The following is an 11,337-nucleotide window of genomic DNA, read 5'->3' as shown; positions in this document are numbered from 1 at the left end:
GGGCCCGAGCGGCGGCGACGTCGTGGCCGGACCGGCAGGGAAAGTTCCCGGCGAGGGCGGACTGCGACCGTCGCCACGCCGCGCCACCGGCGGGCCGGTGCGGTGCCCACGGGCGGTAGCGTGGGCGGCATGACCGATGAGCAGCCCGTTCGCGACCGGGACGGCGGCGGTGCCTGACCGGGTGTCGGCCGCGCCGGACCACGCGTCGGCCGCGCCGGACCGCGTGCCGACCGCGCCGAGCGCTGCGCCGGTCGCGTCGGGTGCTGCCCCGGCCTCGTCGGAGCAGGCGCCCGCCGAGGCGGAGTACGTGTCGGCCGTGCCGGACCGGAGCACCGTCCGGCTGGCGCTGGTCGTCGGCGGGTTGGTGCTCGCCGTCCTGCTCGGCTTCGGCCTCGGTCGCCTCGACGGCGGCGGCCCGCCCGGGGCGGCGGGAGCGGACAGCGCCCTCACCGGCCACAGCCACGCGCCCGGCACGGGCGCCCACGAGCACGGCGTCGACCAGGCCGCGGCGGCGCAGGCCGCCGGCCTCTCGATCAGCTCGGCGGGCTACACGCTCACCCCCGTGGCCACCGCGTTCACCGCCGGCCGCGCGGGCGAACTGCGCTTCCTGGTGCGCGACGCGCAACGCCGCCCGGTGACCCGGTTCGCGGTCGTGCACGACAAGCCGATGCACCTGATCGTGGTGCGCCGCGACCTGACCGGCTACCAGCACCTGCACCCGACGATGGCGGCCGACGGCACCTGGTCGGTGCCGCTGACCCTGCCGCAGCCGGGGGTCTGGCGGGCGTACGCCGACTTCACCGCGCTCGCCGACGACGGCCGGCAGACCGCCGTGACCCTCGGGGTCGACCTGGCCGCGCCGGGCGGCTACCAGCCGAGGCCGCTGCCGGCACCGGCGTCCTCGGCCACGGTCGACGGGTTCACCGTCAGCTACCAGGGCACCCCGCAGGCCGGCGTGACCGTTCCGCTGACCTTCCGCGTCGACTCGGCCGGCGGGCGTCCGGCGCTGGAGCGCTACCTCGGCGCGTACGGGCACCTGGTCGCCCTGCGCGAGGGGGATCTCGGCTACCTGCACGTCCACCCCGAACCGCAGCCGGTCGACGGCGCGGTGACGTTCTGGGTGACCGCCCCCGACCCGGGCCGGTACCGGCTCTACCTGGACTTCCAGGTCGCCGGCGTGGTGCGGACCGCCGAGTTCACGCTCACCGTGCCCTGACCTCGCCGGGTGCCGGCCCGGGGCCGCATCAGCCAAGGTGATCAGGACGCCGTGGACGTCGAGAGCGCCGGGTAGCGTCCATGGCGTCCTGATCACCGGGGGAAAGCCGGGGAGGGGGCCTGGCGGCGGCACGGTGGATCGGCGGCACGGTGGATCGGGTGGGGCGCGTTTGCGCCGGTGGAGTGTTCAGCCGGCGCGGCGGATGGGGCGGCGGGCCAGGTAGCGCAGCAGGTCGCGGATGTGGTGCTTCTCCTCGGCCGGCACGGTGGGGTCGGCCAGCCGTTGCAGGATCACCCGGACGTCCGCCTCGACCGGGCCGTCGTCGACGCGCCGGCGGGGCGCGGGACCGGCGTCGGGCAGGCCGAGCGCGCGGAACGCCGCCGCGACCGGCAGGTCCAGTGCCGCGCAGAAGCCGCGCACCTTCGCCAGTTCGGGGTAGTCCTGCCAGTCCCCGGCGAGCCAACGGAACACGGTCGACCGACCGACGCCCGTGTGGGACGCCAGGTCGGTGACGGTCCAGCCGCGTTCCTCGCGGGCGTCGTCGATGGCGCGCCGCACGAAACGTGCGAAGGCCATCTGCGGCGAAACCTCTACGGAACCCATCCCTGCGGGTCTTCCCTCCCGGCCGGCACCCGGCGGTGCGCCCTTGAGGGTAGTACGGAAAGGTAAGGAAACAATTGACTGACCGACCAGACCGTCTCGTGTATGGGATGTTCCGCCCTCCGGAATGGCGCGGATCACACCCGGAGGCCGCCGCTCGGGCCGGCCAGTTCCGTCATGTCCCGGTCGTGCCAGCCACCGCCGGCGGCGTCGCCGAGGCCGGATCCGGCACGATCCCGCCGGGACGGCCGGGCCGGAGCGGGACTGCCTTCGCAATCCGTTCCTGCTGGGCGGCGGAGATCCGGCGGATCAGCACGATGAACGAGGCCCCCGCGATCAGGCAGGCGACCACGGGGATCACGCGCGGGCCGAGCGCGTCCTGGTAGTAGCGGACGTACGTGGCGAACTCCGTCTCGCTGCGGGGCCACTCGGTCAGCCGGCTGTACCGCTGTTCGTCGAGGTAGGTGACGATCCGTTCCCCGCCGACGAACACCAGACACGCAGTCCACCACAGCCCGACCAGCGCCGGTGTGGTTCGCCGCCAGAGGCTGTTGCGAGCCACGTCGGACACCACCCGGGCCGGCACGACGAGGTTGGCGAGCGGCACCAGCCAACCGGCGATGGCCCAGGCCGGGCTCAGCGTCGGCACAGCTCCCGGGAACGCCTCCAGGTTCGTCCGTACCCGCCAGGTCCAGATGATCACCAGTACCGTGGCGGTCAGCACCGCCGGCAGGTAGACCAGGGTGAGCAGCACCTCGGCGACCACCGCGCCCAGCAGGAGGTCGCGGTCGCTGCGTTCGGCGGCTGCGCGGGCCATCCGTACGCCGAGCACGGGGAACAGCCCGCCGGGGAGGTAGAGCAGGCTGGCCGCCCCGACCGCGATCGCGGCGGCCCTGCCCAGGCCCCCGACGGAATAGGTGGGCACCCCCGGCGCGATCGCCGGCTGGCCGAGCGGTGTCCGGCAGCGCTGGCACTCGTTGATGGCGGGGGACGTGGCGTCCCCACAGGTCTGGCATCGCATGGTGGCCGTCCAGGAAGAGGCGGAGGTGACGCCGCAGACTAGACGATCATGGGCTGGACGGCGGCCCCGACGAACCACGCGCTGACCGGCGGGCGGTTCGGGTGGCGTCCGGTCAGCGGGCGGCCGCGACGTCGTCGGGCACCGGGGCGCCGGAGGCGGTGTTCGCCGCGGGCGCCGGCGGCAGCAGCGCCTCCAGCCGTGGGGTGACCGCCCACTGCTCGACCAGTTCCCGGTACTCAGTCCGCTGGGCGGCGGTCGGCGCGGTGCCGGTGCGTCGTGCCCGGATGAGCAGGTTGCGGGGGGTGTGCCGGGAGTCGACGAACTCCACCACCTCGGCCCGGTAGCCGTGCAGCCGGAGCAGACCGGCCCGCAGCGCGTCGGTGAGGACGTCCGCGAAGCGCTCCCGGAGGATGCCCTGCCGGGTCAGCAGCTCGTACGGGGCCGGGGCCGGCCGGGCACGCAGCTGGGCCGCGACGTCGTGGTGGCAGCACGGCGCGGCGAGCACCCAGCGGGCCTGCCAGCGCACCGCCCGGGCCAGCGCCTCGTCGGTGGCGGTGTCGCAGGCGTGCAGGGCCAGCACCAGGTCGGGGGCGGGCTCCACGACGGCGTCGGCGATCGTGCCGGCCACGAAGCTGACCCGGTCGGCCCAGCCCAGCCGCTCGGCCAGCTCGGTGTTGCGTCGCCGCTGGTCCTCCCGGACGTCCACGCCGACCAGCTCGACGTCGACGCCCCGCTGCGCCAGCCACCGGTACGCGGCGAAGGTCAGGTACGCGTTGCCGCAGCCCAGGTCGACCACCCGCAGCGGGCCGGTCAGGTCGTCCGGGAGGGTCGCCGCCAGCGCCCGCAGGAACGCGTCGACCTGGCGGCGCTTCGCCGCCGAGCCGCCGATCTCGGCGAAGATCGGGTCGCCGGGATCGAGCAGGTACTCCTTCGCCCGGTCGTGCCCGCCCGGCTCGGCGGCGGGCCGGACGGCGGCGGCCCGGTGCACCTGCGCCTCGCCGGACTTGGTGACCCGCAGCTGGAGCGTCGCGGCGGCCGTCTCCACGTGCCAGTTGCCGAACGGCTCGGCCAGCAGCGCGTCCACCGCCGCGTCGGCCTCCGGGCCGGGGGCCACGTTGCGGGTGTACGGGCGGGAGCCGTCGGAGGTGGAGATCTGCAACCGGGGGCCCGCCTTGAGCGCGACCGGCCGCAGTTCGGCGCGGACCACCGAGGGGCGGTGTCCACGGCGGCGTCCGGCGGCCACCGCACGGGTGAGCGCCGGGTCGAGCAGCAGTGCCCGGACCTCGGTCAGGGCGGCGTCCAGCGGTTCGGGCATTGCTCCATCTTCCTGGTCGACCGGCGGTCTTCCCGGCACGCGGTCCGGCGGCGGTGTCCGACGCAGGCCTGCCGGTGTGGTGTCGCGTCCGCCCGGCCGGCGGGTCACGGCCCGGACGAGGAGATCCCCCGGCACCGGGTGCACCGGTCCGGGGGATCTCGGGTGACTTCGTCGGTCAGTCGGCGGTCGCCTCGGCCGGCGTACCGGCGCCGGAACCACCACCACGACGGCGCCGACGGCGGCGGGGCTTCGGGGCCTCGCCCTCGGCGGCGGCCGGGGCGTCGGTGGCCTCGGCGGTGATCACCGTGGTCGGCTCGCCCGCGACGGTCTCGCCAACGCGGCGACGCCGACGGCGACGCGGGACGCGGGAGCCCTCCTCGGCGGCGTCGGCCGGCGCGTCGGCCTCCGGCGCGTCGGTCGCACCGCCGGCGCGGCCCGCGCGGCGCTCGCCACGACCACGGCTCTCACCGCGCTCGCCGCGCCGGGAACCCCGGGCGCCCTCGCCCCGACGGGACCGTCCGCCGCCGAGGTCCTCCTCGACCTCGGCCGACAGCCCGGCGCGGGTGCGCTCGGCGGTCGGCAGGGTGCCGCTGACGTCGGTGGGGATGTGCAGGTCGGTGTAGAGGTGCGGGGACGTGTGGTACGTCTCCGCGGGCTCCGGCATCTCCAGGCCCAGCGTCTTGTCGATGATCCGCCAGCGGGGCATGTCGTCCCAGTCGACGAAGGTCACCGCGACGCCCGTCGCCCCGGCCCGGCCGGTACGACCGATCCGGTGGGTGTAGGTGTCCTGGTCCTCGGGGCAGTCGTAGTTGATGACGTGGGTCACGCCGCTGACGTCGAGCCCACGCGCCGCCACGTCGGTGGCGACCAGAATGTCGATCTTGCCGGCGCGGAACGCCCGCAGCGCCCGCTCGCGCGCGCCCTGCCCGAGGTCACCGTGCACGGCGGCGACCGCGAAGCCCCGGAAGTCGAGGTCCTCGGCGACCCGGTCGGCGGCCCGCTTGGTGCGGGTGAAGATCATGGTCAACCCGCGCCCCTCCGCCTGGAGGATCCGGGCCACGATCTCGACCTTGTTCATCGAGTGGGTGCGGTAGACCAGCTGCTCGGTCTGCGGCGACGGCCCGGTCTCGGCGGTGTGCCCGGCGTGGATCGTCATCGGCTGGCGCAGGAAGCGCCGGGACAGGGTGACGATCGGATCCGGCATGGTCGCCGAGAAGAGCATGGTCTGCCGGTCCTCCGGCAGCATCGCCAGGATCTTCTCGACGTCGTCGAGGAAGCCCAGGTCGAGCATCCGGTCGGCCTCGTCCAGCACCAGCGCGCGGACCCGGTCCAGCCGCAGGTGCTTCTGCTTCTGCAGGTCCATCAGGCGGCCGGGGGTGCCGACCAGGATCTCCACGCCCTTGCGCAGCGCGTCGATCTGCGGCTCGTACGCCACGCCACCGTAGATCGGCAGCACCCGGACGCCCCGGGTCCGGCCCGCGGCGGCGAGGTCCTTGGCCACCTGGATGCCCAGCTCACGGGTGGGTACGACGACCAGGGCCTGCGGCACGCCGTCGCTGCCCTCGCCCGGCGCGAACACCCGCTCCAGCAGCGGTACGCCGAAGCCGAGGGTCTTGCCGGTGCCGGTGGGCGCCTGGCCGATCATGTCGATGCCGCGCAGCGCGATCGGGATCGCGTACTCCTGGATGGCGAAGGCGCGGGTGATGCCGGCCGCGGCCAGCGCGTCGACGGTCTCCTGACGCGCGCCCAGCTCGGCGAAGGTGGGTGCCTCCGGGCGCACCGGAGCGGTGGCGGCCAGTTCCTGGCCGTCCATGAGGTCTTGAGTCAGCTCGCTCATATGGATTTGGGGGTGCCCTCTCGTGGGTGCGCCCCGTCATGTCCTCAGGGCGCGTTCGGTGTGGCGCGGGCCACACGGTCGGCGGCTGAATGCCTCGCCGGACCGGGCCGCACGCGCGCCGCGGGCCTCACACTTCGACCGGGCCGGCTGATCGCTGGGATCAGCCTTGGTCAGGTCGGCGCCCGTGGCAACTGCTCCATGCTACCTGAACCGACCTGGAGGCGTCCCGATTCCATGTGCACGCGCCACGCCGGGGGTCAACCGTGTGAACTGTGTCACTTTCAGCCCGGTTGCCGGCGGACGGTAGCCTGCGCTCGTGTCCGCGACCGATCTGCCCCACCGCGCCGTCGTCGACCTGCTCGGCCTGGTGGCCTTCGGTGAGCTGCTCGCCTTCGAACGGATGGCCGTCGACGCCCGGCTCGCCCCCGACCTGCGCCGGCGGGCTGCGCTGGGCGAGATGGCCGCCGCCGAGATCGGCAACTACCGGCGGCTGGCCGACCGGCTGGCCGCGCTCGGCGTGCTTCCCGACGACGCCATGGCGCCGTACGTCGAGCCGCTCCAGGCGTACCACGACTCGACCGAGCCGAGGGACTGGGCGGAGGCGGTGACGAAGGCGTACGTGGGCGACGCCATCACCGACGACTTCCTGCGGGAGATCGCCGCGGCCCTGGCCGAGCCGGACCGTCAGCTCGTCCTCGACGTGCTGCACCCCTCGTCGTACGCCGACTTCGCCGTCGCCGAGATCCGGGCGGCCGTCGAGGCCGATCCGAGGGTGGCCGGCCGGCTCTCGATGTGGGCGCGGCGACTGGTCGGCGAGGCGCTGTCGCAGGCCGGCCGGGTGGCCGCCGCCGAGCGGGGGACGCTCACCGCACTCGTGGCACAGAGCGGCCGGGTGGACGTGCCGGGGCTGTTCGGGCGGCTGACCGCGGCGCACGCCACGCGGATGGCCGCCGCCGGGCTGAACAACTGACCGCGGCCGGCGTCCGCGACGGGCGATCGTCGGGTCACCCGTCGCGGCCGACCGGACCACTCAGCGGACGGTGAACCCGACCGCGCGCGGCGACGCCTCGGCGATCTCGACGTAGGCGACCTTGTTGACCGGCACGATCACCCGCCGGCCCTTCTCGTCGGTCAGGGAGAGGGTGCCCTCGTCCTTGCCGAAGGCGTCGGTCACGATCTGCTCGATCTCGGCCGGCGACTGCGCGCTCTCCAGGACCAGCTCGCGGGGCGCGTACTGCACGCCGATCTTGACCTCCACTGTGCCTCCTCATTCGGGCGAAAGAGCCGCCGATGGGAAGGCTATCCGATCTCGGGGCCGGATGTTCAGGCTGACTCACCTTGCAGCGGGAAGCTGGCGATGCCCCGCCAGGAGAGCGCCGCGACCAGTGCCTCCGCCTCGGCCTTGGGCAGCTGCCGCCCACGGGCCAGCCAGAACTGCGCGGCGGTCTCGGCGGCGCCGACCAGGCCGGAGGCGAGCAGTTCGGCGTGCGCCCGGCTGATCCCGGTGTCCGAGATGATGGTGTCGGTGATCGCCGCGATGCAGCCCTGCTCCACCCGCTCGACGCGCTGGCGCACCGCCGGGTCGTTGCGCAGGTCCGACTCGAAGACGAGGCGGAACGCCTCGCTCTCGTGGTCGACGAAGTCGAAGTACGCGCGCACCGACGCGCCGACCCGCTCCTTGTTGTCGTTGGTGCCGCGCATGGCGTCGTCGACCTTCGCGAGGATCGCGTCACAGTGCGTGTCCAACAGGGCGAGGTAGAGCTCCATCTTGCCGGGGAAGTGCTGGTAGAGCACGGGCTTGGAGACTCCCGCCCGCTCGGCGATGTCGTCCATCGCGGCCGCGTGGTAGCCCTGGGCGACGAACACCTCCTGGGCCGCTGCGAGCAGCTGCTTGCGGCGCGCGGAACGGGGCAGGCGGGTGGGCCGGCCGGCGGTCTGGGCACCGTTCCCCACAGCGGTCATGGGAACCTCCGAGTCTCTTCGTACGAGCCGGCAATTCACCCGAACCGGTCGGGGCCCGGGGACCCGTCGCGGAATTGGCCCGCCGCTGTAACTTATCGCCACTGTCACCACACGGTAGCCTCAGCGGGGGCGACCAAGGAGCGCGCGGTGAGTGAAACAGGGCAACCCGGTGCCGCCACCCCGGGAGAGCACGGCGACGGGACGGGTCCGCAGGACGACCTGGCCCGTTCCGGCAGCGGGTGGGCGCCCCCGGCGGCCAGTTGGTCCCGGGGCGGGGAGACCTCCAGCCCTCGCGAGCCGGCCTCGCCGTGGGGTCCGCCCGAGCCGACCCCCGGCTGGGCCGCCTCGTCGCCCCGGCACGGCGACCTGCCGCCACCGCTGCCCGGCCTGCCGCCCGGGGCCGAGCCGCCGGCCCGGGTCAACGGCCACCACGCCAACGGCGTCGACCATGCCGCCGACGACGCGCCGGTCAACCGCCAGGCCCCGGTGAGCGCCCCGCCCGGCGTCCTCGGCGAACAGCGCCGCGACCCGGGCAACGACCGGCTGGTGGTGCCGGCGCAGCGCCCGGCGCCGACGGCCGAGCAGCCGCCGCGGGCGCAGCACGGGTTCACCGACCCCGAGTCCGGTCCGGTCCGGCGTTCCTCCGAGGGCCCGTCGGCCGGCCGCCAGAACCGCTGGTCGGAGCCGGGCCTGCCGACGTCGGCGCCCCCCGCCGTCCAGGTCCCGCCGGTGGGCACCGCCGCCAGCGGCTTCGAGGTGCCGCCCGGCTTCCACGCCCCGACGGGTGACCGTGCCGCCGCCGACGAGCCGCCGTCGGCCGCCGGCCCGACGCGCGGTTGGAGCGACCACTACGCGCCGGAGCCGTCGGCGTCCGACCCACGCCACTTCCCGCCGCCCACCGAGCGCCCGCCCATCGAGCGCCCGGTCGATGTCGCGCCCGCCACCGGCGACCGCGCGACCACCGGCGACCGGGTCGCCGGCGTCGACCGCGCGCTGGGCGCGGACCGTGCCTTCCGCGAGGACCGGGGCCCCGCCCCGGTCGCCTCCGGCGCGGACGACGCAGCGGGGGAGTTCGGCCAGGAACGGGCCTCCGGCGGGCCGGGCCAGGACCGCGCCCCGGGCGCCCCCCGCGCCGAACGGACGCCGGGCGCCACCGACCAGGACCGCACGGCGGGCGGCTTCGGCCAGGAACACACGGGTGGCGGCTTCGACCAGGACCGCACGGCGGGTGGGTTCGATCAGGACCGCACGGCGGGTGCCAGCGGACACGAGCGGGGCGGGCGTGGCTTCGGCGCGGAGCCGGGTGCCGACCGGTCCCCGGCCGCCGAGCCGGCGGCCGGTGCGCAGCACGTTCCGGGCGGCGACCGGGAACCGTCGTCGCGGTCGGAACCGGGCGGCTCGCGACAGTCGGCCGCCGAGTGGCCGCCGAGCACCGAACCGGACTGGACCGGCCCGAACTGGAACCGCCCGAGCTGGGGTGCCGCGTGGGCGCCGCCCTGGTCCCGGGAGGAGGCCGAGCCTGCCGGTCGGCGCGTCCGGGAGGAGCCGGAGCCGGTCGGTCGCCGGTCCCGCGAGGAGGCCGAGCCGGTCGGTCGCCGGTCCCGCGAGGAGCCGGAGCCCGTCGGTCGCCGGTGGCGCGAGGAACAGCCGCCGGCCTGGGCCGGCGAGCCGCAGCAACCGCACGAGCCGCCGCGCGGCGAGTCTCCCCGTCCCTACGACCCGCCCCGCGAGCCCGGCCGCCCCTACGACGTCGCCCAGACCGCGCCGGTGCCCCGGCCGGCGTACGAGCGACCGCCCGCCCCCGTCGACCGGCCCACGGGGCCCGAGGCCGAACCGTCGGCCCCGACCGAGCGACCGGCCTGGGCGTCGGGCGGGTCGGTCCCCGCGCCGGCGGGCGCGCCCCCGCTCGCGTACGCCCCGGAAGGCGCCGCCACGGCGCCCCGCGCCGAGGACACCCCGGACCGGGGGGTCACCCGGCCGTTCCGGCTCCGGCCGGAGAGCGCGGAGCCGGCCCCGAGGTCCCCGGGCGGCCCGCAGAGCGCCGCCGGACCCGTCGCCGAGGCCGCCACCAGCGGGTTCGGGCGGCGTGAGTCCACTCCGCCCGCGCCCGCCCCGGCGAGCGCGCCCCCGTACGCGGCCCGCCGGTCCGCCCCCGAACCGGCACCGGCGGCCCAGCCGGCCGCCGTCGACCAGGCGCCGGACCCCGCATCGGCGGTGTTGCCGCAGCGCGTCCCCGCCGAGCCGGACGTGCCCGTCGTGCCGGAGCCGCCAGCCGTGGAGCCACCCGCCGAGACCCCCGAACTCGCCCGCATCGCCACCCATCTGCGTCGCGACGACGAGCCCGCCCCGCTGCGGGAGCGCCCGGAGGGCTTCGACGTCAACGCCATCCTCGACGCCGTCCGCGGCGTGGCCGGCGTCCGCGGCGCGGCGCTGCGCCGTACCCCGGCCGGCGCGCACAGCCTGCGGCTCGACCTCGCCGACGGGGCCGACCCGGCCGAGGTGAGTCGGCAGGTCGCCCGCCTGCTCCAGGACCGGATGGGGCTGGCCGCCGCGCCGCAGAACCTGCCCGGCGTGCCGCCCGCCCCCGCCCCGCCGGTGCGCCGTCGCTCGGCGGAGCCGCGCGACGCCGATCCCAGGTCGGCGGGCGTCGCGGCACGCCCCGCCGAGCCGTCCTCCGCCGAGCCCCGGGTGCCCGGCGGCAGGGTGCCCGGCAGCGCGTCGGAGGCCGCCGCGACCCGCGCCGAACAGCGGCCCGAGGCGGCGCCCGAGACCCCGCGCCGGCGCCGGCAACCCGTCGCCCCGCACCGGGGCCGGGCCACGGTGGAGGAGCCCGGCTCGGTCTCCGCCGCCCCGGCCGGGACTCCGGCCGGTGCCCCGGCGACCGTCGGCACGTCGTACTCCGGTGGGCAGGTGACCACGACGGAGACCGCGCCGTCCCGGCCGTTGGACACCGGCGGCGCGGTGGGCCCCCGGGTGGTGATCGACCACGTCCAGGTGAGCACCTTCGGGCTCGACGCCACCGTGGAGGTGCGCCTGCTCGCCGGTGGGGAGAGCGCCGCCGGCTACTCGACCGGGCCGGCCGTCGACGGGTACGTGCTGCGGCTCTGCGCGGTGGCCGCGGCGGCGGCGGTGGACGAGCTGCTGCGCGGCGGCGAGCCCGGCCCCGACGCCGGCCCCGACCGTGGACGCTGCTTCGTGGAGCACGCCGCCGTGGTGCCCTTCGGCAACTGCGACGTGGCCACGGTCGTGGTGCTGCTGGTCTGCGACGGCTGGGTGGAGCAGCTCGTCGGCTCCGCGCTGGTCGCCGGTGACCCCCGGCAGGCGGTCGTCCGGGCCACCCTGGCCGCGGTCAACCGCCGGCTCGAGGCGCTGCTGGCCTGAGCGCT

Annotated in this window: 8 protein-coding genes and 1 pseudogene; 3 read left to right on the top strand and 6 right to left on the bottom strand. The window is 76.2% G+C overall.

The window, feature by feature from the left end:
• Positions 1-136 precede the first annotated feature (136 nt).
• Positions 137-1,216 carry a hypothetical protein gene (locus ACFHW0_RS22625; RefSeq protein ID WP_416610564.1) on the top strand — a complete coding sequence of 360 codons (1,080 nt, stop codon included), beginning with the start codon at positions 137-139 and terminating at the stop codon, positions 1,214-1,216.
• Between the two features lie 186 nt (positions 1,217-1,402).
• Here the strand turns inward: ACFHW0_RS22625 and ACFHW0_RS22620 are convergent, their stop codons facing one another.
• The 4 genes from ACFHW0_RS22620 to ACFHW0_RS22605 form a co-directional block, all read right to left on the bottom strand.
• The gene (locus tag ACFHW0_RS22620; protein WP_091627481.1) at positions 1,403-1,819 is read right to left on the bottom strand and encodes a helix-turn-helix domain-containing protein; all 417 of its coding nucleotides are present in this window, start codon (positions 1,817-1,819) and stop codon (positions 1,403-1,405) included.
• A 172-nt stretch (positions 1,820-1,991) separates the two neighbouring features.
• Positions 1,992-2,837 (bottom strand): DUF4328 domain-containing protein, encoded by an 846-nt coding sequence (locus ACFHW0_RS22615; RefSeq protein ID WP_416610562.1) that lies wholly within the window; start codon positions 2,835-2,837, stop codon positions 1,992-1,994.
• 112 nt (positions 2,838-2,949) lie between these two features.
• A complete protein-coding gene (locus tag ACFHW0_RS22610) occupies positions 2,950-4,152 on the bottom strand; it encodes a class I SAM-dependent methyltransferase (RefSeq protein WP_416610560.1) in 1,203 nt (400 codons plus the stop codon).
• Between the two features lie 175 nt (positions 4,153-4,327).
• Positions 4,328-5,989, bottom strand: a complete 1,662-nt coding sequence (locus tag ACFHW0_RS22605) for a DEAD/DEAH box helicase (RefSeq protein WP_416610558.1) — start codon at positions 5,987-5,989, stop codon at positions 4,328-4,330.
• Positions 5,990-6,305: 316 nt separating this feature from the next.
• Between ACFHW0_RS22605 and ACFHW0_RS22600 the strand changes: the two genes are divergently transcribed.
• On the top strand, positions 6,306-6,959 hold the full coding sequence (locus ACFHW0_RS22600; protein ID WP_416610556.1) for a ferritin-like fold-containing protein: 654 nt from the start codon (positions 6,306-6,308) through the stop codon (positions 6,957-6,959).
• Between the two features lie 60 nt (positions 6,960-7,019).
• On the opposite strand, the gene ACFHW0_RS22595 is transcribed toward ACFHW0_RS22600, so the two are convergent.
• Positions 7,020-7,247: a DUF3107 domain-containing protein gene (locus tag ACFHW0_RS22595; RefSeq protein ID WP_088960194.1), complete on the bottom strand. Its 228-nt coding sequence runs from the start codon at positions 7,245-7,247 to the stop codon at positions 7,020-7,022.
• Positions 7,248-7,312: 65 nt separating this feature from the next.
• Positions 7,313-7,951 carry a TetR/AcrR family transcriptional regulator gene (locus ACFHW0_RS22590; RefSeq protein WP_088998297.1) on the bottom strand — a complete coding sequence of 213 codons (639 nt, stop codon included), beginning with the start codon at positions 7,949-7,951 and terminating at the stop codon, positions 7,313-7,315.
• A gap of 2,007 nt (positions 7,952-9,958) precedes the next feature.
• Here ACFHW0_RS22590 and ACFHW0_RS22585 point away from each other — a divergent pair.
• Positions 9,959-11,332 (top strand): annotated as a pseudogene (locus tag ACFHW0_RS22585) (hypothetical protein); the annotation flags it as partial.
• Positions 11,333-11,337 lie beyond the last annotated feature (5 nt).

Origin of the sequence: Micromonospora sp. LOL_025, from assembly GCF_048060285.1 — a bacterium.
In the GTDB taxonomy this organism is placed as follows: domain Bacteria; phylum Actinomycetota; class Actinomycetes; order Mycobacteriales; family Micromonosporaceae; genus Micromonospora.
This window is presented reverse-complemented; position numbering and strand designations above follow the sequence as displayed.